Origin of the sequence: Streptomyces cylindrosporus (genome assembly GCF_022698165.1) — a bacterium.
In the GTDB taxonomy this organism is placed as follows: Bacteria; Actinomycetota; Actinomycetes; order Streptomycetales; family Streptomycetaceae; genus Streptomyces; species Streptomyces cylindrosporus.
The window spans coordinates 1-26,887 of record NZ_JALDAY010000018.1 but is presented as its reverse complement, the minus strand read 5'-3'; the positions used below and the strand labels follow the sequence as shown (position 1 = coordinate 26,887).

At 73.8% G+C, this 26,887-nt stretch carries 25 protein-coding genes; 18 read left to right on the top strand and 7 right to left on the bottom strand.

Going from position 1 to position 26,887, the window contains the following annotated elements; translation table 11 throughout:
* Nucleotides 1-17 precede the first annotated feature (17 nt).
* Nucleotides 18-1,493 (bottom strand): APC family permease, encoded by a 1,476-nt coding sequence (locus MQP27_RS44625; protein ID WP_278197280.1) that lies wholly within the window; start codon nt 1,491-1,493, stop codon nt 18-20.
* A gap of 300 nt (nt 1,494-1,793) precedes the next feature.
* On the opposite strand from MQP27_RS44625, the gene MQP27_RS44620 reads away from it, so the two are divergent.
* The 4 genes from MQP27_RS44620 (at nt 1,794) to MQP27_RS44605 (ending at nt 5,883) form a co-directional block, all read left to right on the top strand.
* The gene (locus MQP27_RS44620; protein WP_242776554.1) at nt 1,794-2,030 is read left to right on the top strand and encodes a hypothetical protein; all 237 of its coding nucleotides are present in this window, start codon (nt 1,794-1,796) and stop codon (nt 2,028-2,030) included.
* A 473-nt stretch (nt 2,031-2,503) separates the two neighbouring features.
* Nucleotides 2,504-3,718: a globin domain-containing protein gene (locus MQP27_RS44615; RefSeq protein WP_242776553.1), complete on the top strand. Its 1,215-nt coding sequence runs from the start codon at nt 2,504-2,506 to the stop codon at nt 3,716-3,718.
* A gap of 32 nt (nt 3,719-3,750) precedes the next feature.
* Complete coding sequence (locus MQP27_RS44610) at nt 3,751-4,125, top strand: hypothetical protein (protein WP_242776551.1); 375 nt, start codon at nt 3,751-3,753, stop codon at nt 4,123-4,125.
* Nucleotides 4,126-4,311: 186 nt separating this feature from the next.
* On the top strand, nt 4,312-5,883 hold the full coding sequence (locus MQP27_RS44605; RefSeq protein ID WP_242776549.1) for an oleate hydratase: 1,572 nt from the start codon (nt 4,312-4,314) through the stop codon (nt 5,881-5,883).
* Nucleotides 5,884-5,952: 69 nt separating this feature from the next.
* On the opposite strand, the gene MQP27_RS44600 is transcribed toward MQP27_RS44605, so the two are convergent.
* On the bottom strand, nt 5,953-7,200 hold the full coding sequence (locus MQP27_RS44600; RefSeq protein WP_242776547.1) for an MFS transporter: 1,248 nt from the start codon (nt 7,198-7,200) through the stop codon (nt 5,953-5,955).
* A gap of 264 nt (nt 7,201-7,464) precedes the next feature.
* Here MQP27_RS44600 and MQP27_RS44595 point away from each other — a divergent pair, with 264 nt between their 5' ends.
* Nucleotides 7,465-7,962 (top strand): nitroreductase/quinone reductase family protein, encoded by a 498-nt coding sequence (locus MQP27_RS44595; protein WP_242776545.1) that lies wholly within the window; start codon nt 7,465-7,467, stop codon nt 7,960-7,962.
* An 8-nt stretch (nt 7,963-7,970) separates the two neighbouring features.
* Nucleotides 7,971-8,954: an Acg family FMN-binding oxidoreductase gene (locus MQP27_RS44590; RefSeq protein WP_242776543.1), complete on the top strand. Its 984-nt coding sequence runs from the start codon at nt 7,971-7,973 to the stop codon at nt 8,952-8,954.
* Nucleotides 8,955-8,965: 11 nt separating this feature from the next.
* Here the strand turns inward: MQP27_RS44590 and MQP27_RS44585 are convergent, their stop codons facing one another.
* Nucleotides 8,966-9,931: a universal stress protein gene (locus tag MQP27_RS44585; protein WP_308290085.1), complete on the bottom strand. Its 966-nt coding sequence runs from the start codon at nt 9,929-9,931 to the stop codon at nt 8,966-8,968.
* A 160-nt stretch (nt 9,932-10,091) separates the two neighbouring features.
* Here MQP27_RS44585 and MQP27_RS44580 point away from each other — a divergent pair, with 160 nt between their 5' ends.
* The 12 genes from MQP27_RS44580 (at nt 10,092) to narI (ending at nt 23,471) form a co-directional block, all read left to right on the top strand.
* Nucleotides 10,092-10,796: a response regulator transcription factor gene (locus MQP27_RS44580; protein ID WP_242776541.1), complete on the top strand. Its 705-nt coding sequence runs from the start codon at nt 10,092-10,094 to the stop codon at nt 10,794-10,796.
* Complete coding sequence (locus tag MQP27_RS44575) at nt 10,793-12,172, top strand: sensor histidine kinase (protein WP_242776539.1); 1,380 nt, start codon at nt 10,793-10,795, stop codon at nt 12,170-12,172. Before MQP27_RS44580 ends, MQP27_RS44575 begins: the two co-directional genes overlap by 4 nt.
* Nucleotides 12,173-12,273: 101 nt before the next feature.
* The gene (locus MQP27_RS44570) at nt 12,274-12,642 is read left to right on the top strand and encodes a hypothetical protein (RefSeq protein ID WP_242776537.1); all 369 of its coding nucleotides are present in this window, start codon (nt 12,274-12,276) and stop codon (nt 12,640-12,642) included.
* Nucleotides 12,639-13,595, top strand: a complete 957-nt coding sequence (locus MQP27_RS44565) for an FAD:protein FMN transferase (RefSeq protein WP_242776535.1) — start codon at nt 12,639-12,641, stop codon at nt 13,593-13,595. The genes MQP27_RS44570 and MQP27_RS44565 overlap by 4 nt, the downstream gene beginning before the upstream one ends.
* Entirely contained in the window at nt 13,592-14,281 is a 690-nt protein-coding gene (locus tag MQP27_RS44560; RefSeq protein WP_242776533.1) for a ferric reductase-like transmembrane domain-containing protein, read from the top strand. The genes MQP27_RS44565 and MQP27_RS44560 overlap by 4 nt, the downstream gene beginning before the upstream one ends.
* A complete protein-coding gene (locus MQP27_RS44555; RefSeq protein WP_242776531.1) occupies nt 14,278-15,594 on the top strand; it encodes an NADH-ubiquinone oxidoreductase-F iron-sulfur binding region domain-containing protein in 1,317 nt (438 codons plus the stop codon). Before MQP27_RS44560 ends, MQP27_RS44555 begins: the two co-directional genes overlap by 4 nt.
* Nucleotides 15,591-15,797, top strand: coding sequence for a ferredoxin (locus MQP27_RS44550; protein ID WP_242776529.1), 207 nt, complete (start codon nt 15,591-15,593; stop codon nt 15,795-15,797). The genes MQP27_RS44555 and MQP27_RS44550 overlap by 4 nt, the downstream gene beginning before the upstream one ends.
* 139 nt (nt 15,798-15,936) lie before the next feature.
* Nucleotides 15,937-16,617 carry a hypothetical protein gene (locus MQP27_RS44545; RefSeq protein ID WP_242776527.1) on the top strand — a complete coding sequence of 227 codons (681 nt, stop codon included), beginning with the start codon at nt 15,937-15,939 and terminating at the stop codon, nt 16,615-16,617.
* 87 nt (nt 16,618-16,704) lie between these two features.
* Entirely contained in the window at nt 16,705-20,403 is a 3,699-nt protein-coding gene (locus MQP27_RS44540; protein WP_242776525.1) for a nitrate reductase subunit alpha, read from the top strand.
* 1 nt (nt 20,404) lies between these two features.
* Nucleotides 20,405-21,952, top strand: coding sequence for a nitrate reductase subunit beta (narH, locus tag MQP27_RS44535; protein ID WP_242776523.1), 1,548 nt, complete (start codon nt 20,405-20,407; stop codon nt 21,950-21,952).
* Nucleotides 21,949-22,722 (top strand): nitrate reductase molybdenum cofactor assembly chaperone, encoded by a 774-nt coding sequence (narJ, locus tag MQP27_RS44530; RefSeq protein ID WP_242776521.1) that lies wholly within the window; start codon nt 21,949-21,951, stop codon nt 22,720-22,722. The genes narH and narJ overlap by 4 nt, the downstream gene beginning before the upstream one ends.
* On the top strand, nt 22,719-23,471 hold the full coding sequence (gene narI / locus MQP27_RS44525) for a respiratory nitrate reductase subunit gamma (protein WP_242776519.1): 753 nt from the start codon (nt 22,719-22,721) through the stop codon (nt 23,469-23,471). Before narJ ends, narI begins: the two co-directional genes overlap by 4 nt.
* Here the strand turns inward: narI and MQP27_RS44520 are convergent.
* The 4 genes from MQP27_RS44520 to MQP27_RS44505 form a co-directional block, all read right to left on the bottom strand.
* Nucleotides 23,413-23,853 (bottom strand): pyridoxamine 5'-phosphate oxidase family protein, encoded by a 441-nt coding sequence (locus MQP27_RS44520; protein ID WP_242776517.1) that lies wholly within the window; start codon nt 23,851-23,853, stop codon nt 23,413-23,415. The genes narI and MQP27_RS44520 overlap by 59 nt on opposite strands.
* Nucleotides 23,854-23,968: 115 nt before the next feature.
* Nucleotides 23,969-24,643 (bottom strand): pyridoxamine 5'-phosphate oxidase family protein, encoded by a 675-nt coding sequence (locus MQP27_RS44515; protein WP_242776515.1) that lies wholly within the window; start codon nt 24,641-24,643, stop codon nt 23,969-23,971.
* A 296-nt stretch (nt 24,644-24,939) separates the two neighbouring features.
* Nucleotides 24,940-25,614, bottom strand: coding sequence for a CBS domain-containing protein (locus MQP27_RS44510; protein WP_242776513.1), 675 nt, complete (start codon nt 25,612-25,614; stop codon nt 24,940-24,942).
* 76 nt (nt 25,615-25,690) lie between these two features.
* Nucleotides 25,691-26,629, bottom strand: a complete 939-nt coding sequence (locus MQP27_RS44505) for a universal stress protein (protein ID WP_242776511.1) — start codon at nt 26,627-26,629, stop codon at nt 25,691-25,693.
* Between the last annotated feature and the right edge of the window lie 258 nt (nt 26,630-26,887).

Here is a 26,887-nt window from a genome sequence, read left to right as displayed (position 1 = left end):
TCCTCGGGGTCCGGGGGTCAGTCGCGGTGGCGGAGCGTGTTCTTGCGGAAGGCGCCGGGCCGGTGCGGCCGCCGCCTGCCGGATGTGTGCGGGGCGGGCGGGGTCTCCGGCGCCCGGACCTCGCCCGCCTCCGGCTGCGGCGCGGCCAGTTCGCCGTACTCGCCGCGGTCCCGCTTCAGCCACACGTACACGGGCAGTCCGAGCAGCAGCACGAACAGGCCGTAGTAGACGGTCTGGTAGCCGCTGCCCTGGATCGACCAGTACGAGAAGGCCATCGCCAGCGCCGAGACCGTGACGTCCCTGGCCAGCCGCCGCCGGCTCAGGCCCTCGCGGCCGCGCACCAGCAGCCAGTACAGCTGGGCCGCCGCCGAGAACAGGTAGGGGATCACCGCGGTCAGCACGCTCAGCAGCACGATCTTGGTGAACACGTCCTCGAAGCGGGTGTAGCTGAAGACGGTGATCAGCGAGGCCAGCACGGTGGAGGCGACGATGCCGAAGACGGGGACGCCGCTCTCGCCGCGCAGCCTGGCGAACGCGGCTGGGAAGAGTCCGTCGCGGGCGGCGGCGTACGGCATCTCGGCGCACAGCATGGTCCAGCCGTTCAGGGCGCCGATGCCGGAGACGATGGCGGCCACGGCGACCGCGTCACCGGCCCAGGTGCCGCCGAGGATGTTGTTCGCGGCGTCGGTGAACGGCGCTGTGGAGGCGCCGAGTTCGGTGTGCGAGACGGTGCCGAGGACGGCGAGGGTGCCGAGGATGTAGATGACGGCGCAGACAAGGGTGCCGTAGACGGTGGCGCGCGGGACGTTGCGCCCGGGTTCGCGGACCCGGCTCGCGACCACGGACGCGGCCTCCAGGCCCAGGTAGCTGAAGAGCGCGATGGCCGCGGCGGCGGAGATCGCGCCGAGCGCCGACTGGTGACTGGCCTTGAACGGGCCGAAGTTGTCGGGATCGATGAAGAGCAGGCCGACGGTGGCCATGAAGACCAGCGGTACGAACTTCAGCACGGTGGTGATCACCTGGAAGGCGCCGGTGTTGCGCGCGCCGGTGAGGTTGACGGCCGCGGGGATCCACAGTCCGACCAGGGCGATGAGCACCGAGATCCCGGTCTTGTGCCCGGTGTTGACGAACACCTCGACGTAGCCGACCCAGGCGACCACGATCGCCGCGTTCCCGGCCCACGCGGTGATCCAGTACGACCAGGCGTTGAGGAATCCGGCGAACTCCCCGAAGGCCGCACGCGCGTAGACGTACGGCCCGCCGCTCGCCGGGACCCGCCTGGACAGCGCTCCGAAGGTCACCGCGAGGGCGAGGGCGCCCAGGGTGACGGCGACGAACGCCACCAGGGAGATCGGGCCGTACGGGGCCAGGGCGGAAGGAAGCGCGAAGACGCCGGTGCCGATGATGCTGCCGATCACGAGCGCGGAGGCGGCGGGCAGTCCGAGCGCCGCGCGGGGAGCGGCCCCCGGCTCGGTCCGTCTGGGTGTGGGCATGGCGGGGCTCCTCGTGCGGGTCGCTTGCGTTCGGGTCTCTTCGAGATCGATCCTTCTGCGCGGCCCGGACAGCGGTGAGCGGCCACAGGTCCCCCCGAGGACCCGTTGGTCCCCCGACCGGCTCCCCGATCGGCCCTGCCGCGGCACGCACGCCGGCGCCTTCGCGTCGGGAGTCCGACCGGCAACGGGCCGCGCGGCCCCGCCGGTGCCCCGGGCGGCCCCTCCTGCGGCAGGCCGCCCCGCACGACGCTGGAGGTGACCGCTCGAAGGGGCGGACCCCTTGTGTACGGAGCCGATGCCATGACCACCGCAGCCGTCGTACTCCAACTGCTGATCCTCGCGGGCGCGTTGTACGACACGGCCGCCCTCCTCGCCCCCCGCCGGCGCCGGCTGCGGCGCACGGCACTGGAGACGGCGGAGCGGCGGCTGGTCGCACAGCGGCTGCACGGCCGGATCGACGCGGCGGCGTACCGGGAAGGAATGCGGTGCGTCGCGGACCGCCGCCTCTCCCGTCGGGGCAGGCGTGACACGTCATGAGGTTTCCGGAAGGACCCCACCGGCCCCGGAACAGGTCCGGTCGCCCCTGCTGCGCACCTGGCGACAGAGTGATCCTTGAGTCAGGCGAGGTGCCGGGCACGCGATCCGTAAGGGGCTCCCCCGTCCCCTCCGGAGACGGCACCGCGCCAGGGGGACGGTCCTTTCAAGGGGCCGTGGCCGCACGTGGGTCGTCGGCCGCGTGCCCGCTCCGGTCGCACCGGCGCGGGCACGTCCCCCGCTCCGCCCGGCCCCGCCGTCCCCACAGGGCCGAGCGGGGGGTCATGGCGGTGCCGTACGACCCCGGGCGGCCGCGGCCGTGGGGACCAACCGGCCCGAGTCATGGGGCCGGAGGGCCCCACTTGGGCCCCGAGCCCCCGATCGCGGCCCGAACGCCGGTGCGCCACTGCTACACAGAAAGCCGCCGCGCCTTCGACGCGGCCAACCCTCACCCCGTCCCCTGCCCGGGAGGCCCCATGCTGTCCGCAGAGTCCGCCGCCGTCGTACGCGCCACGCTGCCCGCGGTGGCCGGAGCGCTCGACGAGATCACGACGCGCTTCTACGCGGCGATGTTCCGGGACCGGCCCGAACTGCTCGACGGGATGTTCAACAGGGGCAACCAGGCCGGCGGAACCCAGCGGCAGGCCCTGGCCGCCTCGATCGCCGGGTTCGCGACCGCCCTGCTCGACAACCCGGATGTGCGGCCCGACGCCCTGCTGAACCGGATCGCGCACAAGCACGCGGCCGTCGGGGTCACCGACGACCAGTACACCGTCGTACACAAGTACTTGTTCGGTGCGATAGCCGAGGTCCTCGGCGACGCCGTCACCCCTCAGGTGGCGGCGGCCTGGGACGAGGTGTACTGGCTGATGGCGGGTGCGCTGATCGGCCGGGAGGCCCGCCTCTACCAGGAGGCCGGTGTCGAGCCGGGCCGGATCTGGCGGCAGTGGACGGTGGTCGACCGCCGCACCGAGGCCCCGGAAGTGGTGTCGTTCCTGCTCCGTCCGGCGGACGGCCGGCGGGCGCCGCGGGCGCGGGCGGGCCAGTACGTGAGCGTGCGGGTGCGCATGGCCGACGGCGTGCACCAGGCCCGTCAGTACAGCCTGTCCTCGGACCCGGGCCGGGAACTGCGCCGCATCACCGTGAAGCGGGTGGCCGCCACGGCCACGGCGCCCGGCGGCGAGGTGTCCAACCTGCTGCACAGTCAGGTCCGTGTGGGAGACCGGCTGACGCTCTCCGCGCCCTTCGGCGACGTGTTCCTGGACGACCGGGCCGCCGACACCGGCCCGCTGGTGCTGGTCTCGGCGGGCATCGGCTGCACTCCGATGACCGGCATCCTGGCCCACCTCGAAGCCAACAGCTCGGCCCGCCCGGTGCTGGTCCTGCACGCCGACCGTTCCCCCGCCGACCACGCGCTGCGCACCGAGACCCGCGAACTCGTCGGCCAACTGCCCGGCGCCCGCGCGGTCTTCTGGTACGAGCACCCCGGGCTGGAGGAACCGGACGCCCGGGTGGGCCTGATGGACCTCTCCGGGGTCGAACTCCCCGACGGGGCAACGGTGTTCCTGTGCGGGCCGCTGCCCTTCATGCGCGATGTCCGCGCCCAGCTGATCGGCGCCGGGGTTCCGGCGAGGCGCATCCGGTACGAGGTCTTCGGCCCCGACCTGTGGCTGCCCGCCACCGCCGCCTGAACGACACCGCACCTGCGAGGAAAGGGGTCAGCATGACCAGCGACAACACCCAGGCCGGGCCCACGGTTCGGCTGCGGTTCGACGGCCCGGTGGACCAGGAGACCCGCACGTACGCGCGGACGAAGATCGATGCCGTCGTCGGCCGCTCCGGACTGCCCGCCGTCACCGGTGAGATACGCATCGTGCGAGCGGGCGCCCGGCACGCCGAGTGCCCGTGGCTGGCCACGGCCGACCTGCACGTCGGCGGCCGTCAGGTGATCGCCGTCGCGGAGGAGGCCACCGGGCAGGAGCTCGTCGACCGGCTCCAGGACCGGCTGCGCCGCCAGACCGAGAAGGCCGCCCACGCGTGGGAGGCCGGGCACCGTACGACGCCCCCGTGGCGCGGCGGTGACCGGCGCCCGGCGTAGGTCCCGGGGAGCGCGGGCCCGGTCGGCGGACGGCCGCCGACCGGGCCTTTCCCGTGCGCGCACCTCGTCCGGGGCGGGCCGACCGGGCCCCTGCAGTGACCAACGGCCCACAGACCGGGGGCCGGTGCGCACGAAACCGTGGGAGCCGTGGTTCCCGATCGACGGGCGAGTACGAGGAGTTGTGTGATGGCGAAGGCGTATCTGGTGGGCAGCGGAATCGCGGCGCTCGCCGCGGCGGCGTTCCTGATCCGCGACGGCGGCTTCGACGGCGCCGACATCCATCTGTTCGAGGAGCAACGCGACGTCGGCGGCAGCCTGGACGCGGGCGGCACGCCGCGGACCGGCTATTCCATGCGCGGCGGGCGGATGTTCGAGGCCGAGTTCCGCTGCACGTACGACCTGCTGTCCGGCATCCCCACCCTCGACGACCCGGCGGTGTCCGTGACCGAGGAGATCCTCGCCGGGCACGAGGAGTTCGCGTGGGACGACGTCGCGCGGCTGGTGGACGGGGACGGGCTGATCGTCGACACCGCCTCGATGGGGTTCTCCGAGCGCGACCGGCTGGACCTGGTGCGCTGTCTGGCGGCTCCCGAGGGGCGTCTGGACGGGAAGCGGATCACGGACTGCTTCAGCGAGCACTTCCTCACCACGAACTTCTGGTTCATGTGGTGCACGACGTTCGCCTTCCAGCCCTGGCACAGCGCGATCGAGTTCCGCCGCTACCTCAGGCGGTTCGTCCACCTCTTCCCCGAGTTCGCCTCGATGTCGGGCATCCACCGGACCCGCTACAACCAGTACGACTCGATCGTGCGCCCGCTGACGGCCTGGCTGAGCGAACGCGGGGTCACCGTGCACACCGACTGCCGGGTCGTCGACCTCGGGTTCACGCCGGGGTCGCACAGCGGCACGGTCGAGACCGTCCACCTCTCCCGGGGCGGCGACGAGGAGCGGATCGCCGTGTCCCCCGAGGACCTGGTCCTGGTCACCAACGGCTCCATGACGGACGCCTCCAGCCTCGGCTCGCACACGGCCGCCCCGCCCCCGCCCGCCCACCGGTCGCAGGCCTGGTTGCTGTGGCACCGCATCGCCCGCGGGCGCCCGGAGTTCGGCAATCCGGCCGCCTTCGACAAGTTCGTCAAGGAGTCCCGTTGGGAGTCGTTCACGGTCACCGCCAAGGATCCCGTGTTCCTGGAGGCGCTGGAGAAGTTCAGCGGCCGTGAGACCGGCCGGGGCGGGCTGATGACCTTCACCGCCTCCAACTGGCTGCTCACGATCGTCGCCAACCGCCAGCCCGTCTACCGCGACCAGCCCGACGGCGTCTCCGTCTGGTGGGGCTATGGCCTCTTCCCCGGGCGCCCGGGCAACCACACGCCGAAGCCCATGACCATGTGCTCCGGCCGGGAGATCCTCGAGGAGGTCCTGCACCACCTGTCCTTCGACAAGGCGACATCGGCGCGGGTCCTCTCGACCTCGACCGTGGTGCCCTGTCTGATGCCGTACATCACCAGCCAGTTCCTGGTCCGCCGACGCTCCGACCGTCCCCGGGTCGTACCCGAGGGGTCGGTGAACCTCGCGTTCATCGGGCAGTTCGCGGAGGTGCCGGACGACGTCGTCTTCACCGTCGAGTACTCGGTGCGTACCGCGTGGACGGCCGTGGCCGGGCTACTGCACCTCGACCGTCGGCCGCCCGCGGTCTACAAGGGCCACCACGACCCGCACGTGCTGGCCGCCGCCCTGGAGACCATGCACCGCCGATAGAAGGCACGGCGAACGGCCGCGGGGCCGGACTCGATGCCCGAGTCCGGCCCCGCGGCCGTCTGCCCTCCTTCAGCCGGCCTGTACGGCCGGGCGCCGCCGGGTGACCGTCCGGCGCACGCCGGTGCCGGTGAAGGCCAGGGCGGCGACGGCCACGACCGCCAGCAGGACCAGTCCCAGCGCGTACGAGCCCAGGGCGCCGTACACCGAACCCATCACCAGCGGCGGTACGAACCCGCCCAGGCCGCCCGCCGCGCCGACGACACCGGTGACGGAGCCGACCTTGTCCGCCGGGGCGAGGAGGGCCACCAGCGCGAACACCGCGCCGCTGCCCGCGCCCAGCGCGCCGGCCATGAGCAGGCAGGCGAGGGTGCCCAGGGGTGCGAGGGCCGGGGTGAAGGACTGCAGCACCGCGCCGGCGACCACGGCGGTCAGCGCTCCGCCCAGCACGCGCACGGGGCCGACGCGGTCCGCCAGCCACCCGCCCACCGGCCGCATCGCGACCGCGAGCAGCACGAATCCGGCCATCCGGTTCGCCGCGTCCGCCTGGCTGAGGCCGTAGCCGGTCTTCAGATACGTCGGCAGGTACACAGAGAAGGCGACGTAGCCGCCGAACGCCACCGCGTAGAGGGCGGACGCCTGCCAGGTGATGCCGAGGCGGAGGGTGGCCGCCAGCCGGTGCGACAGCGGCTCGGTGGGCACCGTGCGGTCCGGGGCGTCACGCAGGAACACGGCCGCGACCACGGCGTAGGTCACGAGTGCCGCGGCGGTGAGCAGGAAGGGCACGGCCGTGGCGTGGGCCTTCACCAGCTTCACCGTGGTCAGGGCGCTGATCGCGGTGCCGCCCATGCCCATTCCGAAGACACCGATGGCCAGGCCCCGCCGCTCCGGCGGGAACCAGGCGCCCACGAAGGGCACGCCCACCGCGAACGCCGTGCCGCCGATGCCGAGGAAGAACCCGCCGAACAGCAGCGCGGCGAGGGAGGAGTGCCCGGCGAGACCGAGGTAGAGCACCGGGACCACGGTGGCCGTGGAGACCAGCGGGAACATCACCCGGCCCCCGTAGCGGTCGGTGAGCGCGCCGACCGGGATGCGGCCCAGCGAGCCCACCACGACCGGCACGGCCACCAGCAGCGACTGCTGGAAGGAGCTGAGCTCCAGGGTGTCCTTGAAGCGGGGGCCGAGCGGGCTGAGCAGCGCCCACGCCCAGAAGTTGACGGCGAATCCGATGGTGGCCAGGGCCAGCATCGGCCACGCCCTGCCGGGCACGCGGGCCGGGTCGGCCGCCGTACCGTTTCTCCTCGTCGACGACTGGAACATGCCGCCTTCCCTTCTGCTCGTGTCGGCGCGGCCCCGCAATCGGCATGGGGCCACCGGCACCGGACGCGCGACGCAACCCGGTGTCCGCAGCCACTGTCCGCGGCGCACGTCCCGGCCGCGCTGGGCCGACCGTCCTCTTCACGGGGCCGGCAGACCCAGGTCGCGGATCGCCAGGGACCCGTAGGGCACCGAGCGGGCCGTTCGGCCTCTGCGCGACCCGTGCGCGCCCGGCGAGGCTGGACAGTGAGGCTGTAAGGGGGAGACATGGGACATGACGACTCGACCCACCTGCTCCACCGGTTGGACCGGCGGATGTACCGCGACGGCCGCCCGGGCCGGCCGGCCCGCCTGATGAACCGGCTGACGGCACTCGCCGCTTCCGCGGGGCTGTCGCCGCGCCGTCTCGTCACGCTGGAGGTGTCCGGGCGCCGTACGGGCCGCGTTCGCTCGCTGCCCGTGGTGGTCGCGGACCACGAGGGCGAGCGCTTTCTGGTGTCGATGCTCGGCGAGGACGTGAACTGGGTGCGCAACGTCCGTGCGGCCGACGGGCGTGCGGTGCTGCGGCACGGCCGGCGCGCGGCCGTACGTCTGGAGGAGGTCGAGGTCGGCGCCCGCGCGCCCGTGCTGCGCCGCTATCTCGCCCTGGCCCCGGGGGCCCGGCCGCATCTGCGGCTGGACCGGCGGGCGCCGCTGGAGGAGTTCGAGCGGATCGCCGACCGCATCCCCGTCTTCCGCATCCACCCCGACACAGCGAACGGCTGAAGTCGACCGTGTACACGACGCACATCCAGGGCCACCACGCCGCCGGCCACCTGGTCCGCGCGGCCGTCGCGGCGCCCTCCGTCCACAACACCCAGCCCTGGACGTTCGTCCACCGGGAGGACGGGCTCGACCTCTACGCGGACGCCGGGCGCCGGCTCCCGCTCACCGACCCGGACGGCCGCGAACAGCTCATCAGCTGTGGGGCGGCCCTGCTCAACGTGCGACTGGCCATGCGCCACCTGGGTTCTGCGCCCGTGGTGCGGCTGTTCCCCGACCCGCGGGATCCCGCGCATCTCGCTCACGTGGGCTGGGGGCCGTACGCCCGGCCGGGCACCGCCGACGACCTGGCGTACCGTGCCCTGTGGCAGCGGCGCACGCACCGCGGGCCCTTTCGGCAACTCCCGCTCCCGACACCGCTGTTCGGGGAGCTGCGTGCGCAGGCCGGCGCCGAGGGCGCCGAGTTGTACCGGGTGGAGTCCCGGCCCGCCCGGGAGCACCTCGCGGAACTGGTCCGCACCGCCGAGGCCATGCGCCGCGACGACCCCGGGCAGCTCGCCGAGTTGGCCCGCTGGACCCACGCCGCCCGGGACGGGCACCAGGACGGCGTCCCGCTGGACGCCTGCGCCGGCCCTCCGGACGGCACCGGCCTGGTGGGGCGCGCGTTCCTCCGTCCCGCGCGTGGCCTGCCCGCCGCGCCCGCCGTGTGGCCGTCCGGCACAGGGCTGGTCCTCCTGCTCACCACCCGGCACGACACGCCTGAGGACCGGCTGCGCGCCGGCCAGGCCCTCCAACGCGTCCTGCTGCACGCCACGGTCCGCTGGACCGCGGCCGCCTTCCACACACAGCCCCTCGAAGTGCCCGGGCTGCGCGAGCGGATCCGCACTTCGATCGCCCGGGGTGAGTTCCCCCAGATGATCCTCCGCCTCGGCCACGCCGCCCGGGGGGCCGCGACCCCGCGCCGGCCGCCGGTCGCGGTCCTCTCGGAGGAGTGACACAAGCCGCGTCACCGGTACCACAAGGCGCGGGGGCGGGCCCGCCGGGCCGCGCCGCGGAGACGGGTCACGCCGTTGCGATGCGCCCTGGTGAGCAGGCGGGTCCAGCGTGCCGCGGCGCCTCGTGCCCGGCGGGGTGCCCGGACGCGGGGCACCCGGCCGTTCCGGAGGCCGGGCTCGCCCGGCCGGGGAACCGCGACGACCGGGCACCGGGCACGGCGCAGCACGCCGCGGACGACCGAGCCGAGCAGCAGGCCGGTGACGCCGCCGTGGCCGCGGATGCCCACGACGAGACCGAGGGCGTGCGCGGACTCCTGGGCCAGGACCCGGGCCGGACGGCCCCGGACCACTTCGTGGCGGGCATCCACCTCCGGGTGCGCCACCCGGCGGGCCTCCACCGTCTCCGCCAGGAGCCTGCGCCCCTCCCGCAGGGCCGCCCGTTCGTCCAGCACGCCGAGCAGCGGTGTGTGCCACACGTACACCACCCGCAGCCGCGCGCCGTGCCGGGCCGCCGCCTCGAAGGCGTGGTCGACGGCGGCCACGGAGTGCCGGGAGCCGTCCACTCCGACATCCACGCCGACGACGAAGTACGGCCGCCGCCCTCCGGCCCCAGGCGCATCGCCGACGACCACGACCGGGCAGTGGGTGCGTGCCATGACCGGCAGCGCGAGGGAGGCGGAGCCGATCGCCACGGCCGCCGCCGTGCGCGCCTGATCGCGCAGGAGCCGCACCGGATCGCCCGCGGCGAGCACCGTGGAGACCTCCAGCCGCGGGTGGCGGGCGAGGGCGAAGCCGACCGCGTCGCGCAGGGTGTGCGCCGCCGCCCCGCGCCCGTCGTCCGGCGTCGCCAGGGCGTGGACCAGCCGGAGGGGCACGCCGCGACGGGCGGCCTCGTCAGCGCCCCAGGCCAGGGCCGGGTGGTGGGTCGGGCCGGAAGCGATACCGACCACGATCGGTGCACGTCCGGGTGTCGTCATCGCAGCCCCCGCACATCGGCGTCGTCGCTTCCGGAGGATGCGGCGCGTGCCCGGCTCGGCGGCAGAGGACGAACGGCCCCTTTTCCCGGGCCCGGTGGGTCACACAGGCTGAAAGCAGCGGGGATCGGCACGACGCAGGGCCCAGGAGGCGGTCGTACCCATGAACGGGCAGGTCACCGGCGGTTCCGGGGAGACGCGGGTACTGGTGGTCGAGGACGACCGCGGTATCGCTGACTCCCTGGTGCGCGGGCTGCGGCAGGCCGGCTACACGGTCGACGGTGTCCGCAACGGCCGGGACGCGCTGGCGGCCGCCTCCGCCGACGTGGTCCTGCTCGACCTGGGGCTGCCGGACATCGACGGCATCGAGGTCTGCCGACGGCTGCGGGCCAGGTCGGACGCCGCGATCATCGCGGTGACCGCGCGGGGCGAGGAGGCGGACCGGGTGGTGGCCCTGGACGAGGGGGCCGACGACTACCTGGTCAAACCGTTCGGGCTGGCCGAGCTGATGGCGCGGATCCGTGCCGTGCTGCGGCGCAGGCGCCCGGCCGGGCCGGAGATCCTGCGGCACGGGCCGCTGGCGGTGGATCTGCGCACCCGGCAGGTCTCCGTGGCAGACCGCCCCGTCGCGCTGACGCCGAAGGAGTTCGGCATCCTGGAGTGCCTGAGTGCCGACCCGGGCCGGACGGTGAGCCGGCAGGAGATCCTCGAACGGGCCTGGGACGCCCACTGGTACGGCCCCACCAAGGTGCTGGACGTGCACGTGGCGGCCTTGCGCCGCAAGCTCGGCGTGCCGGGGCTGATCGAGACGGTCTACGGGCACGGGTTCCGGCTCGGCACCGTCGAGGAGTCCGCGGGGCCGCCGTGAAACGCCGCATCGCCCTGACGTTCCTCGTCCTGACGACCGTGCTGCTGGTGCTGGCGGTGGTGCCTCTCGGGGTGCTCATGACGGCCCGGGAGCGGGTGTCCTTCCGCGACGAACAGCGCTCGGCGACCCGGGTGATCGCGGCGGCGGCCGAGGAACACCTCTCCGACCACCGGTCGGACGCCGCCATGCGCAAGGAACTGAAGGCGGCGGCCGACGCCGGGGACTGCGCCGCCGTGTACGACGCCGCGGGCCGCCCGGTGGCGAGCACGCCGTGCGCCGCCGCCCAGGGCGAGGAGGCCGAGGAGCTGGTGGAGCGGGTGCTCGCCGGGCACGAGCCCGAGCCGCCGGAGAACGAGGGCCGACTGCTGGCCGCGGAGCCGGCCGGCGATGTCCGGCAGCCCGCCGGGGCCGTCGTCCTGGCCCGTTCCGCGGATCCGCTCGACGCGCGGATCGCCGCGATCTGGGGCTGGTCCGCGGGGATCGGCGCGCTGGGGCTCGCCGCGTGCGTCCTGCTGTCGGTCCGGCTCGCCCGCTGGGTGAGCCGCCCGCTGTCGACGCTGGACGCGACGGCCCGGCGGCTGGGCGAGGGAGACCTTGGCGAGCGTGCGGTCGTCGACGGCGGGCCGCCCGAAGTACGGCGGCTGACGGCCACGTTCAACACGATGGCGGGCCGTACGGAGGCGCTGGTGCACGGTCATCGGGCGGTGATCGCCGATGTGTCGCACCAGCTGCGCACCCCGCTCGCCGCGCTCCGGCTGCGGCTCGACGTCCTGGCCGCGGGTGCGGAGGCCGGGACGGCGGCGGAGCTGGCCGCCGCCCAGGAGGAGATCGCCCGGCTGTCCCGGCTGGTGGACGGGCTGCTGGCGGTGGCGCGCGCCGAGCAGGCCACGCCCCGTCCGGTCGCCGTGCGGGTCGACGAGGTGGTGGCGGAGCGGGTGGCCGCGTGGTCGCCGGTCGCCGGGGAACGGGGGGTCGAACTCACGGAGGTCGCGGGGCCCGCCCTCACCGCGGGGCTGGGCAGCGGACATCTGGAGCAGATCCTCGACAACCTGATCGCGAACGCCCTGGACGCCGTACCCGACGGCGGGAACGTCACGGTCGGCCACCGGGTGGCCGGGGGCTCGGCCGAGGTGCGGGTGCGGGACGACGGGCCCGGGATGGACGCGGCGGCGAAGGAGGTGGCGTTCCACCGGTTCGGCAATCCGGAGGCCAGGAACACCGGTCTGGGGCTGGCCATCGTCCACCGGCTGGTCACGGCCAACGGAGGCGTCGTACGGCTGGAGGACACTCCCGGATCGGGGCTGACCGTCGTAATGGAACTGCCGCTGTGGACGGGATCTGCCGCGGTGGCTCCTTCCCGGGGGCGGAGATCTTAACCGGTTCTGAAGGAGAGTTGAGCAGGTTCCCGGGAGCCGGCGGCGGAGGCTGGATGTGCACGCAGCCGAGAGAGGGCCGCCGATTCCCGGGAGCCGCTGCCATGTCGTATCCGCCCCACGATTTCGACCAGTCCGCCGTACCGCCCGGCGGCGCGGCCCGCGCACGCGATCGCGGCGTGGCGCGGGTCCGCGGTCTGACCCGGTGGATCGTCGTCGCCGCTGCCGCCGGCGGCGCCGCCCTGGGGACCGTCTACACCCATGTGTTGCCCGGGAGTTCGGCGTCTCCGGCGCCCGCCCATACTCCGGCGGTGCCGTCCTCGTCCTCGCCCCAGGCCGCCCAACGCTCGGGCGAGGACGATCAGGGCGGCGAGGAAGGCGACGACGGGGGCGCTCGGCCCGCACTCCAGCTCCCCGCGCAACCGCCCGCCCCCACCCAGCAGCCGCCCCAGGCCACCACGGGGGCGTCATGACGGCCCCGACCGCGACACCGCCCGCCGAGGTGCGGTTCCCCGCCCTCGGTACCACCGCCGTCCTCCTGGTCACCGAACCGGCCGCGCTGCCCGCCGCGGAAACGGTGCTGCGGGCCGAGCTGGCCGCCGTCGACGCGGCCTGCAGCCGTTTCCGGCCGGACTCGGAACTCACCCGGGTGAACCTGTCCGCGGGCACCCCGGTGATGGTGGGCATGCGGTTCGCCGAGGCCCTGCAGGCCGCGCTCCGGGCGGCCGAACTCACCGACGGTGCGGTCGACCCGACCGTGGGCCGTGCGGTGATCGCGCTCGGCTACGACCGTACGTTCGCCTGCGTCCGTCCCGAGGACGCCCGTCCGCTGCCGGTGTTCCGGCCCGCGCCCGGGTGGCAGCGGATCGACTGGGACCCGCGCACCGCGACCCTGTGCCTGCCCCCGGACACGTCCCTCGACCTCGGTGCGACCGCCAAGGCCCTCGCCGCCGACCGGGCCGCCCGGCGGGCCGCCGCCATGGCGGGGTGCGGGGTCCTGGTCGGCCTGGGCGGCGATCTGGCGGTGGCCGGTCCCGCGCCGGACGGCGGCTGGCGTATCGCGCTCGCCGACGACCACGCCCGGCCCGCGCCGCACGGCGGCCCCGCCGTCACCGTGACCAGCGGCGCGCTGGCCACTTCGGGCATCCGCGTACGCACCTGGCGACGTGCGGGCCGCACCGTGCACCACATCGTCGACCCGGCCACCGGGGAACCCGCCGCGCCCGTCTGGCGCACCGTCACCGTCGCGGCGGGCACCTGCGTGGACGCCAACACGGCGAGCACGGCGGCGGTCGTGCGGGGCCACGCGGCCGTCGACTGGCTGCGCGGCACCGGGCTGCCCGCCCGCATGGTGGCCCTGGACGGCCGGGTCGTACGGCTCGGCGGATGGCCGTCGGAAGCCACGCCGGCAGGAGGACCGCGATGACGAACCTCGCCCTGGTGGGCAGCCCGCTCTGGTACGCCAGTCGCGCCGGCGGCACCCTCGCCCTGGTGCTGCTCACGGCGACAGTGGTGCTCGGCGTCGCCTCCGGCGGACGGGCCGCGCCCCGCACGGTCGGCCGCTTCGAGATCGGCCTGCTGCACCGCAACCTGTCCCTGCTCACCCTGGTGTTCCTCGTCGTGCACGTGGTCACCGCGGTGCTCGACCCATTCGTGCACCTGGGCTGGGCGGTGACGGTACTGCCGTTCGCGGCCTCCTACCGGCCGCTGTGGCTCGGCCTCGGCACGGTCGCCTTCGATCTGCTGCTGGCGGTGCTGGCCACCAGCGCGCTGCGGCTGCGGATCGGGGTGCGCCGGTGGAAGGCCGTGCACTGGCTGGCGTACGCGGCCTGGCCGTTCGCGCTCTTCCACGGCGCGGGCACGGGCACCGACACCCGGCTCTCCCTCCAACTGTGGCTGTACGCGGGGTGTCTGGCCTCTGTCGTCGGTGCCGTGTGGTGGCGGCTGGCGAAGGCCGGTCCGGGGCGGGCCGCCGGGCGGCTCGTCGCCGCCACGGCCGCGGGCGCCGTGCCCGTCGTCCTCACCGCGTTCCTGGCCGCCGGCCCGCTCCAGCCCGGCTGGGCCCAGCGTGCCGCCACCGCGACGGCGCTCCACCTCGGAGGCGGCCGGTGAACGCCCCCGCCCGGACGGCCACTTGGCACGCCACCGACACCCGGCTGCTGAGCGGCTGGTACGCCACCGGCCGCCCGGCCGACCTCACCGACCACCTGCGCCGGTACGGAACGCCACCGGTCACCGCGGCGCACGGCAACCGTCACGCCATGCCCCTGATACGGGCGTTGGAGGCGGCCGGGCTCACCGGCCGGGGCGGCGCCGGGTTCCCCACCGCCCGGAAACTGCGGGCGGTGGCAGCGGGGCGCGGCCGGCCCGTGGTCGTCGTCAACGCCATGGAGAGCGAACCGGCCAGCCGCAAGGACCAGTTCCTGCTCGCCGTCGCTCCCCACCTCGTCCTCGACGGCGCGGTACTGGCGGCGGAGGCGGTCGGCGCCGACACGGTCCACCTGTGCGTGCCGCGCGGCCGTTCGGCGCAGTACTGGCAGCTGAGCAGGGCCATGGACGAGCGTCGGGACGCGTGTCTCGACGAGGTGTCGCTGCGGCTGCACGCGCTTCCGCACGCGTATGTCTCCAGCGAGTCGACGTCCCTGGTGCGCTGGCTCGACGGGGGCGAGGCCCGTCCGCTGGGCGCCCCGCCGCGCAGCCACGAACGGGGCGTCGGACGCCGCCCCACCCTGGTCCACAACGCGGAGACCCTCGCCCATCTCGCTCTCGTCGCGCGCTACGGGCCCGGCTGGTTCCGGCAGGCCGGGACGGCGCAGGAGCCCGGCACCACGCTCGTCACGGTCTCCGGCGCCGTCGCCGCGCCGGGTGTCCTGGAGGTCGCCCTCGGCACACCGCTCGCCACGGTCCTGGACCGCGCGGGCGGGCCCGCCGAGCCGCTGCGGGCGGTCCTGCTCGGCGGGTTCGCCGGCGGCTGGCTCCCGGCCCGGCACCTGGGCATCCCCTTGTCTCGGCAAGCCTTGGCCCCGCTGGGTGCCGCACCCGGCGCGGGCGTGCTCGTCGCGCTCCCGCGCTCCGCCTGCGGGCTCACCGAGACGGCCCGGATCCTCGCCTACCTGGCCGCGCAGAGCGCAGGGCAGTGCGGCCCGTGCCGGTTCGGACTGCCCGCGGCGGCCGACGACTTCGCCGCCCTGGCCGCCGGGCAGGCCGACCAACTCCTGCTCTCCCGGCTGCGCCGCCGCACCGGTCTGCTGCCGGACCGGGGCGCCTGCCGTCACCCCGATGGCGCGGCCCGCCTCGCCGCCTCCGCCCTCGGCTGCTTCGCGGACGACGTCGAGCACCACCTCACCCACGGCGCCTGCCCGGCCGCACACCGGCCGCCCCGGCTCCCCGTGCCGCCCGCGACACCCCCGGAGACCTGGCGATGACCCACACCCGTACCCTTCGCGTCGACCGCATCGCCTGCACCGGCCGAGGTCTGTGCGCCGAACTCCTCCCGGAACTCGTCGACCTCGACGAATGGGGCTACCCCGTCCTGCTGCGGACCACCGTCCCCGCCCGCCTCCGCGGGCACGCCCGTCGCGCCGTCGCCGCCTGCCCCGTCCTGGCCCTGCGCACGGACCGGGGCTGAGGCTGACCGGCCCGACCGGCACGGCCGACGGGCCGGCCGGCCCCTGGGTTCGCCTCCCTTGCGGGGTCAGGCTGGGAAGCAGCACGGACCCGACCCACCGGGTCCCGCCCCAATGGCAACCGCTCGGAAGGTGATGACCGTGTCCAGCAGGCGAACCGCCGCCGCGCTGGCGGCCCTGGTCCTGATCGCCGTACCCATCGCCGCATGCTCGACAGGCGACGGCGCAATCGGCGGCACGTCCCACAACCGCTCCATGATGGGCGGCAACTCGCAGTCGTGGAGCTCCGGCATGATGGGCGGCACCCCGCAATCCTGGGCTCCCGCCATGATGGGCGGGTACTACTGGCTGCCCGGGGACGGCGTCCCCGTCAGCACCCTGGCCCAGGCCCGCGCCCACGCCGACGCCTTCGCCCGCCGGTTCGGCCTGCGCGTCGGCGAGGTCATGCAGTTCTCGCGCAACTTCTACGCCGAACTGCGCACGCCGGCCGGGAAGCCCGCCACCGAGATCCTCGTCGACCCGGCGGACGGCGACACCGGCATCGAGTACGGCCCCGCGATGATGTGGAACACCGAGTACGGCATGCACCACCGCGGCGCGATCCCGGCCCGCTTCACCCCGGCCCAGGCCCGGGCCCGCGCCCGCCAGTGGCTGCGCGACCGGAGCAGCGACCTGACCGTCGGCGAGGCCGAGGCATACCCCGGCTACTACACCCTGCACACCCTGCGCTCCGGGAAGATCGACGGCATGCTCTCGGTCAACGCCTCCTCCGGTGCCGTATGGGACCACACCTGGCACGGCCGGTACATCGCGACCGGCTGAGGACGGCCCGCCTGGGGCCGGTAGGGACCCCGATGGGGCCGCCCGGCCCCAGGCGTCGGCTGCCGTGGCTGCCTAACGTCCCGTCCCATGGAGAACGACGAGAAGGCCCGACCGCCGCACCGGCGCGCCGACGCGGGCTGGCCGATGGCGGCCCGGCGCCTGCTGAACCGCCGTGAGGTGTCGGCCGACGGACGCGCCGTGTTCGGCCCGGCCGACGGCGAGTGGGAGGGCTTCTACCGGGACCGCTGGGCCCACGACAAGGTGGTGCGCTCCACCCACGGCGTCAACTGCACCGGCTCCTGCTCGTGGATGGTGTACGTCAAGGACGGCATCATCACCTGGGAGCACCAGGCCACCGACTATCCCTCCATCGGGACGGACTGCCCGGAGTACGAGCCGCGCGGCTGCCCTCGCGGGGCGTCCTTCTCCTGGTACACGTACTCCCCCAGCCGGGTGCGCTACCCGTACGTGCGGGGCGAGTTGCTCAAGCTGTGGCGGGAGGCCCGTAAGCGGCTGGGCGACCCGGTGGCGGCCTGGGCGGAGATCACCTCCGACCCCGCGAAGGCACGCGCGTACAAGCGGGCCCGCGGCAAGGGCGGCCTGGTGCGCGCCGACTGGGACGAGGTGAGCGAGCTGGTCGCCGCCGCCCACGTCCACACCGTCAAGGCGTACGGCCCCGACCGTGTCGCCGGCTTCTCCCCGATCCCCGCGATGTCGATGGCCTCCTTCGCGGCCGGCGCCCGCTTCATGTCGCTGATCGGCGGCACCCTGCTCTCCTTCTACGACTGGTACGCCGACCTGCCGATCGCCTCCCCGCAGGTCTTCGGCGACCAGACGGACGTGCCGGAGGCGGCCGACTGGTGGAACGCCGGCTACCTGGTGATGTGGGGCTCCAACATCCCCGTCACCCGCACACCCGACGCGCACTTCCTGACCGAGACCCGCTACAACGGCACCAAGGTCGTCGCGGTCAGCCCCGACTACGCGGACAACGTGAAGCACGCCGACGAGTGGCTCGCCCCGCACCCCGGCACGGACGGGGCGCTGGCCATGGCGATGGGGCACGTGATTTTGCGCGAGTTCCTGGTCGACCGCGAGGTGCCGTACTTCCGGGACTACTTGAGGACGTTCACCGACGCCCCGTTCCTGGTCGCCCTGCGCGAGCACGACGAACACGGACTAGTGCCCGACGGGTTCCTGACCGCCGCCGATCTCGGACGTGACGAGGAGCACGCCGAGTTCAAGACGGTCCTCCTGGACCGGGCCACCGGACAGCCGGTGGTCCCGGGCGGCTCGCTCGGCTTCCGGTGGGGGGAAGCCGGGCGAGGCCGCTGGAACCTCGAACTGGGCGATGTGGTGCCCGAGTTGAGCCTGCTGGAGCGGGCCGAGGAGACGGTCGTGATCGCCCTGCCCCGGTTCGACGAGGGCGGCACCGAGGGCGGTTCGGTCATGGTGCGCGGAGTCCCGGCGCGCCGGATCGGCGGACGGCTCGTCACCACCGTCCTCGATCTGATGCTGGCCCAGTACGGGGTGGCGCGGCCCGGTCTGCCGGGCAGCTGGCCCACGTCGTACGAGGACGCCTCCCAGCCGTACACACCGGCCTGGCAGGAGACGGTCACCTCCGTGCCGGCCGAGCAGGCGGCCCGTGTCGCCCGGGAGTTCGCGCGCAACGCCGAGCGCACTCGCGGCCGTTCGATGATCGCGATGGGGGCGGGCACCAACCACTGGTTCCACTCCGACACCATCTACCGCGCGTTCCTCGCGCTGACCACGATGACCGGCTGCCAGGGCGTCAACGGCGGCGGCTGGGCCCACTACGTCGGCCAGGAGAAGATCCGTCCGGTCACCGGTCTGCAGCACCTCGCGTTCGCCTTCGACTGGCAGCGGCCCACCCGGCACATGGCGGGCACCTCGTACTGGTACCTCAACACCGACCAGTGGCGCTACGAGGCCTTCGGGCCAGAGGAGTTGGCGTCGCCGCTCGGTGCGGGACGCTTCAAGGGGCAGGCGTTCGCCGACTGCCTGGCGCAGGCGGTCCGGCTGGGCTGGACGCCGGGCCACCCCGGCTTCAACCGCAACCCGCTGGACCTCGCCGACGAGGCGACGGCGGCCGGGCGCACGGTCGCGGACCATGTCGTGCGCGAACTCGCCTCGGGGAAGCTGCGGTTCGCCGTCGAGGACCCCGACGACCCGGCCGACTTCCCGCGTGTGCTGACCGTCTGGCGGGCCAACCTGCTCGGCTCCTCCGGCAAGGGCAACGAGTACTTCCTGCGCCATCTGCTCGGCACGGACAGCGCGGTGCGCAGCCGGGAGTCCCCGCCCGAGGCCCGCCCGAAGGACGTGGTGTGGCGCGAGGAGGCGCCCGAGGGCAAGCTCGACCTGCTGGTCGCCATGGACTTCCGGATGACCTCCACCGGCCTGCTGGCCGATGTCGTCGTGCCGGCCGCGACCTGGTACGAGAAGGACGACCTGTCCAGCACGGACATGCACCCCTTCGTGCACGCCTTCACCCCGGCGATCGCCCCGCCCTGGCAGGCCCGCACGGACTACGACGCGTTCCTGACGATCGCCGACCGGTTCAGCGAGCTGGCGGCCGGGCACCTCGGCACCCGCACCGACGTCCTGGCCGTGCCGCTGCTGCACGACACGCCCGACGAACTCGCCCAGCCCCGCGGGACCGTGCGGGACTGGAAGGCCGGCGAGTGCGCGCCGATCCCGGGCAAGACCATGCCGAAGTTGGTCACCGTCGAGCGCGACTATGCGGCCGTCGCCGAGAAGATGCGCGCCGTCGGCCCGCTGCTGGACGAGTTGGGTACGACGACCAAGGGCGTCACCGTCAAGCCGGACCAGGAACTCGCCGAACTGCGCCGCCGCTGCGGCACCGTCCGCGACGGCGTGGCCGCCGGCCGGCCGTCCCTGGCCACCGCCTCCGACATGTGCGAGGCGATCCTCGCCCTGTCCGGCACCACCAACGGCCGGCTGGCCACCGAGGGCTTCCGCGCGCTGGAGCGCCGGACGGGCAGCGAGGGCCTCGCGGAGCTGTCCGCCGAACGCGAGGCCGAGCGGATCACCTTCGCTGACACCCGCGTCCAGCCCCGCCCGGTGATCACCTCGTACGAGTGGTCGGGCAGCGAGACCGGCGGGCGCCGCTACTCCCCGTTCGTCATCAACACCGAGCACAAGAAGCCCTGGCACACCCTCACCGGCCGCCAGCACTTCTTCGTCGATCACGACTGGATGGCCGAAGTCGGCGAGCAACTGCCCGTCTACCGGCCGCCGTTGGACGCCCGCCGCCACTACGGCGACGAGGAACTCCACGACGGAGCCGCGGAGGTGACGGTGCGTTACCTCACCCCGCACTCCAAGTGGTCCATCCACTCCGAGTACCAGGACAACGCCTTCATGCTGGCGCTCTCCCGCGGCGGCCCGGTGATCTGGATGTCCACGCAGGACGCCGAGAAGATCGGCGTCAAGGACAACGAGTGGATCGAGGCGTACAACCGCAACGGCGTCGTCGCGGCCCGGGCCGTGGTCAGCCACCGGATGCCCGAGGGCACGGTGTACATGTACCACGCCAAGGACCGCACGGTGAACGTGCCTAGGACCGAGGTCAGCGGCAGGCGCGGCGGCATCCACAACTCCCTGACGCGGCTGCTGCTCAAACCCACCCATCTGGCGGGCGGCTACGCGCAGTTCACGTACGCCTTCAACTACTACGGCCCGACCGGCAACCAGCGTGACGAGGTCACGGTCATCCGCCGTCGCAGCCAGCAAGTGGAGTACTGACATGCCCCGTGGCAAAGCCACTATTGGACGCTGTATGGCACAGATCGCGATGGTGATGAATCTCGACAAGTGCATCGGCTGCCACACCTGCTCGGTCACCTGCAAGCAGACGTGGACCAACCGCACCGGCGTCGAGTACGCCTGGTTCAACAACGTGGAGACCAAGCCGGGCGTCGGCTATCCGCGCCGCCACGAGGACCAGGAGCAGTGGAAGGGCGGCTGGATGCTCGACAGGCGCGGGCGCCTGGTCCTGCGCTCGGGCGGACGCGTCAAGCGCCTGCTGTCGATCTTCTCCAACCCGGACCTGCCGTCCATCGAGGACTACTACGAGCCGGTCACCTACGACTACGACAACCTCGTCAGCGCCCCGGCAGGCCAGGACATCCCCGTGGCCCGCCCCCGATCCGTCCTCACCGGCAGGCCCACCGCCATCGCCTGGGGTGCCAACTGGGAGGACAGCCTGGGCGGCGCGCCCGAGCACGCCGGCGCCGACCCCAACCTCACCGGGGAATGGGCCGAGAAGGTGAGGTTCGAGTTCGAGCAGACCTTCCTCTTCCACCTCCCCCGACTGTGCGAGCACTGCCTCAACCCGGCCTGTGTGTCGGCCTGTCCGTCGGGTGCGCTGTACAAGCGGGTCGAGGACGGCATCGTCCTGGTCGACCAGAACCGCTGCCGGGGCTGGCGGATGTGCGTGACGGCGTGCCCGTACAAGAAGGTGTACGTCAACCACGCCACCGGCAAGGCCGAGAAGTGCACCTTCTGCTTCCCGCGCATCGAGGCGGGGCAGCCGACGGTCTGCTCGGAGACCTGCGTGGGCAGGCTGCGCTACCTCGGGGTGGTGCTCTACGACGCCGACCGGGTCGGCGAGGCCGCGGCGACCCCCGACGAGCAGGACCTGCTCGACGCGCAGCGCGGCGTGCTCCTCGACCCGAACGACCCCGAAGTACGGGCCGCGGCACGGGAGTCCGGCATCCCCGAGGACTGGCTGGACGCGGCCCGCCGTTCGCCGGTGTACGACCTGGTCATGCGGTACAAGGTCGCGCTTCCGCTGCATCCGGAGTACCGGACGCTGCCGATGGTCTGGTACGTGCCTCCCCTCTCCCCCGTCCTCGACGCCGTCACCGGCGCGGGCGGCGACCAGGACGACCCGGACCACGTCTTCGCCGCCGTCACCCGGCTGCGCATCCCGCTGGACTATCTGGCGAGCCTGTTCACCGCGGGCGACACGGACGTGGTGGCCGGGGTGCTGATGAAACTCACGGCGCTGCGTTCGCACATGCGGCTGCGCACGCTGGGCGAGGACGGCGACGAGGCGGCGCTGGACGCCGTAGGCCTGACTGCCCGTGAGGCGGAGGACCTGCACCGGCTGCTCGCCGTCGCCAAGTACGCCGACCGCTATGTCGTCCCGGCCGCGCACAAGGAGGACGCGGCCGCGCTGACCGCGATGGAGAACCGCTGCCCGGTGGAGTCCGACGGGCAGCCGTCCGGACGCCGGGTCATGCTCGGCCTCCCCACCCTGCGCCGCACATCCGACGGAGACCGCGCATGAGCCCGCTGCCCGCCACCATCCCGGCGATCGTCCGCACCCGTATCCGTGCCGCCGCCCGCCGCCGCACCGCGCCGACCCCGGAAGAGGCCGAGCGCCGTGCCCTGCAACTCCGCCTGCTCTCCCTGCTCCTGCAGTACCCGGACAGCGAACTGGCCAACGGGCGGGGACAGTTGGCGAGGGCGGTCGCCGCACTGCGTCCGTCCCCGGCCGCCGCCGAACTCACCACGTTCATGGACTGGTTCGCACGGCAGGAGCCGGACGTGCTGCAACGGCACTACGTCGAGATGTTCGACCTACGCCGCAAGAGCAGCCTCTACCTGACCTACTACCTGCACGGCGACACCCGGCGCCGGGGCATGGCGCTGCTCGCGCTGGCGCAGCGCTACCGGGCGGCCGGCTGGGAGATCGACGGTGGTGAACTGCCCGACCATCTCCCGGTCGTGCTGGAGTTCGCGGCGCTCGCCGGACCCGGCCGGGGCGAGGCTCCGCTGCGGCAGCACCGGCGGGGACTGGAGCTGATCCACCACGCCCTGACGGACGCCGGCTCGCCCTACCGGCACCTGCTCGGCGCGCTGCGCGAGCTGCTGCCGCCGCCCACCGAGGCCGACCTGGCGGCCGTCGCCGAGCTCGCGGCCGAGGGCCCGCCCGCCGAGGACGTGGGCCTGGACCCGTACGGCAGCGGGGAGTTCGCCCCGCCCGGCACCTTCACCCCGCCCGAGCCGGCCGCACCGACCGTGGTCGCGCCCGCACATGAGGAAGACACCCCATGAACGTCTCGACCGCCGACCTGCTGCTGTGGGTCGTCCTCCCGTACGTCTGCCTCACGGTGTTCGCCGTCGGCCACGTCTGGCGCTACCGGCAGGACCAGTTCGGCTGGACCTCGCGCACCAGCCAGCTCCTCGAACACCGCTGGCTGCGCTGGGGCAGCCCGCTGTTCCACCTGGGCGCCTTCGCCGTGATCGCCGGTCATGTGATCGGGCTCGCCGTACCGTCGTCCTGGACGGACGCCGCCGGGATCTCGGAGCACGCGTACCACACCACCGCCGTCTGGCTGGGTTCCGTGGCCGGCGCGGCCATGGTCGCCGGGCTGGGCATGCTGAGTGCGCGGCGGCTGCTGACCCGGCGGATCCGGCTCGGCACCGACCGCAGCGACAAGCTCCTGTTCCCGTTGCTGTCCGCCACGGTCCTGCTGGGCATCGCCGCGACCGCCACGCACAACGTGTTCGGCGGCGGCTACGACTACCGGGAGACCGTCTCGGTCTGGTTCCGCGGTGTGTTCGTCCTCCAGCCGCAGCCGGAGGCGATGGCCGGCGCCCCGCTCCTGTTCCGGCTGCACGCCTTGAGCGCCTGCCTGCTCTTCGCGGCCTGGCCGTTCACCCGCCTCGTGCACGTGTGGAGCGCCCCGGTGGGCTACCTCACCCGGCCGTACCTGGTCTACCGGCGGCGCTCGGCACCGTCGTTCAGTGCGCCAGATCGACTCCGTACAGGCTACGTCCGCCCACGAGTTCGCGGCCGGTGACCAGCTCGGGCTCTATGCGGATGAACACCTCTTCCGGCGAGGGCACCCAGGAACGCGGGCCGGTGCGCACCAGCCGGGCGTGCTCGGCCGGGTCGGTCACCACCCTGGCCGAGCCGGTGACGACGACGCTCCAGCCGGCGTGCGCGGCCGAGTCGACCTCGTCGGCCTCGAAGGCGACCACGACACCGTCGACCGCGCGGACCAGCTCCGAGGCCGCCGAGGTCCGCAGCAGGACCGCCCCGTCGCCGTCCAGACAGAAGTTGACGGGCAGCACCGCGGGCAGCGCCTGACGCGTGTGGACGATACGGCCGACAGGCACCTGCGCCAGCAGACGCAGGCACTCCTGCCGTTCGAGTTCTCGGAAACCGTCGTTCGGATACATGGGCCAGTCCGTCTCTCACCTGGATACAGCGCCGGAGCGTTCCCTCCATGCTCCGCCGGGCCCGGACCCGGGGTGAGGGACCATCGGTCCCGGTCCGGCCGGAGAACGTCCCGGGTCACGCCGTGATACGTCGCCCGGTGATGGCCACGGGGTCGATGCGCACCCACTCCTCGCGGTGCCCGCCGGCCCAGGGCGCGCCGCGGGCCAGCCCGTCGAACCGCGCCGCTTCGCCGGGGTCCGTCACGGTCCGGGCGTGTCCCCGCACGAGCACGCTCCAGCCCGTGCTGAAGGCGTCGTCGATGCGGTCGGCCTCGAAGGCGACCTGGCAGCCGGACGCCTGGGCGGGAGTACTGCCGGGTTCGGTGCGGAAGACGATCGCGCCGTCGACGACGCTGTAGTTGACGGGCACGACGACGGGACCGGAGGCGGTCGGCACGGCGATCCGTCCCACGCCGTGGTCCGCGAGCAGAGCCCGGCACTCCGGGACGCTCAGCTCGACGAGGCGGGCACCAGGCGCGGGCCGCCCGGGGCCGGGCGGCAGACCGGCGTCGCCGCCGGTGAGGTCGCGCACGGTGGTCTCCAGCACCTCGGCCAGCCGCAGCAGGACGCCCGAACCGGGGGCGGCGCCGGGGCGCTCCTCCAGGTACTTGAGGTAGCCCGGCGCCATGCCGGCCCGGTCGGCCGTCTCGTGCCGGCTGAGCCCGAGTTCCACGCGCCGCGCGGCGATACGGCGCCCGAGATCGCCCAGGGCCTGCCCCTGCGCCGCCCGGGACGGTGCCTGCTCCGCCATGGCCCGTCACTTCCTCTCGTACGACCGGGCGCGGACCCGGCGCCGGGATTGTCCCCTGAGCTCAGTTTGTCCTGGTCCGACCGGGTGCGCTTGGGCCGGTCGGCCCTCCTGCCATGGCCGGACGGAGCCCTTCCGGTCTGCGCCTGTGAGGTGCGGACGATCCGGCCGCCGGCCGTTGTCGACACCGACGGCGTCCCCACACTTCTCGACCCGATCTCCGGGATCCTGGACGAGTCGACCGACACTTGTCAGGGACGGCCACCGGGAGGCGACGGCAGGGCCCGGCACATTCCTCGTCACATGTGGCCGGAGGTGCCGACGGCGGCGCGTGCCCGAGTACCGTTCGGGCGGTGCGTGAGGCGGCTGTCGACCGCCACGACCCCGTCCACGCGATCGGCGATCCGTGCCGCGAGTTCGGCGTTGTCGCGTCGCTCCAGATGCCCCCTCAGCGTCACCACCCCGGCGTCGACCCCGACGTCCACGACATAGCGGGGGACATCGAGCCCCAGGGCCACCCGTCGGGTCACCTCGCGGCGGATATCCTCGTCCGTGCGCAGGAAGACCCGGAGCAGGTCGCCTCGGGTGACGATGCCGACCAGCCGGCCCTCGTCGTCCACCACGGGCAGCCGTTCCACGCCGTGCTCACGCATGATCCGCGCCGCCTCCGTCACGTAGTGCTCCGGAGTGGCGGTGATCGCGGGCCGGGTCATCAGGTGATCCGCGGTCCTGGCGGGGGCCCTGGCCGCGGCCGCCCACGCCGAGCGGGCCACCTTCGGCCGACTGACGTGCCTGCGCCCGTACCCCTGCACCTGTAGCGTCTGATGCTGCAGGAGATCGGTCTCCGAGATCACCCCGACGACCTTCTCCTCGTCGTCCACCACGGGCAGCCCGCTGATGCGGTTGTCCGCGAGCAGCCGGGCGACCGCCTTGAACGACGTCTCGCCATGGGCGCGCACGACCTCGTGGGTCATGACGTCCCTGACCCTGCAGTTCATCATCGCCCTTTTCCTCCCTTCGCCTTGCGACCTGCGATCCCCTCCGGCGTCCTCAGCCGACGGGTGCGAGTACGACCGGGCAGTGCGCTTCGTGCAGCAACGCGTGGGTGAACGAGCCGACCGGCGGTCCGAGCCTCCGCCCGTGCCGGTGGCGCGCCGTGATCACGACCAGGTCGGCCGCCCGGCCGGCCTCCACCAGCGCAGCCGCCCCGCCACTCCACACGGTGTCGATCCGCACCCCGACCTCGGGAAACTTCTCCCGGAGCGCGGAAACCGCCGTCCGCGGCACCGCGTCCTCGCTGCGCAGCAGCGTCTTCCGCTCCGCCTCCGGACGCGTGGTGGGAGGGACGGGCACCCTGCCCGAGGGCCGCGGTGCGGTGGACACGTGCAGGACCCGCACCTGCGCGCCTCGCCGCTGGGCCTCCTCGAAGGCGAACAGCGCGGCGCTCGCGTCGGTGTCGTCGGCCACCCCCACCAGCACCGTGCCGTGTTCCGGTTCGCCCGGCGTCAGCTCGCCGCGCACCACCATCAGCGGGCTGCCGCAGCGGGCGGCGACACGCAGGCTCACCGAGCCGGCCAGCAGTTCGGCGACCCGGCCCGGACCGCGGCCGCCGACGACGGTCAGCGCCGCGCAGTCACCGCGGCGCACCAGCTCCGTGGCCGCCGGTTCCGGACTCAGGGTCGGCACCACGTCGAGTTCGGGAGCCCGTTCACGCACCCGCGCGGCGGCGCGCTCCAGCACACCCTGTGCCCCGTCCATGAGCGAGCCCATGTTCTTCGCGCCCGGTGGTACATCGACCGCTCCGTGCCTGGACCACGGCCAGGCGTGCAGGATCTCCAACGGCGCCGTGCGGGCCCGCGCCTCGGCGGTGGCGTGGTCGAGCGCGCGTACCGCCTCGTGAGAGCCGTCCACGCCGACCAGAACGTGCCCGGTCAGCACGGGTCCTGGAGCGTAGGCACCGTAGTCCCAGAGGGTCTTCCGCTCTTTCATCACTCCCACCGCTTCCAGGATCTTTTTCTTGCTCGCCGCCCGGTTGAGGCCCGGTCAGCCCCATCCACATCCCAGCCTTTGACGGCGGGCTCCACGGGGCATGAGCCCAACGGGTCACAGATCATGCCCACCGGCCCATTACCGCCGAGACGCTCGGTTGTTCACCGTCCCCGACCGCACAGGGGCCGGGCGGCGCGGCAGGGAGGCCGTCGGATTCCTGCGAGGCGGGTCGCGGTCGTCCCGGGTGGCCTCAGGTAA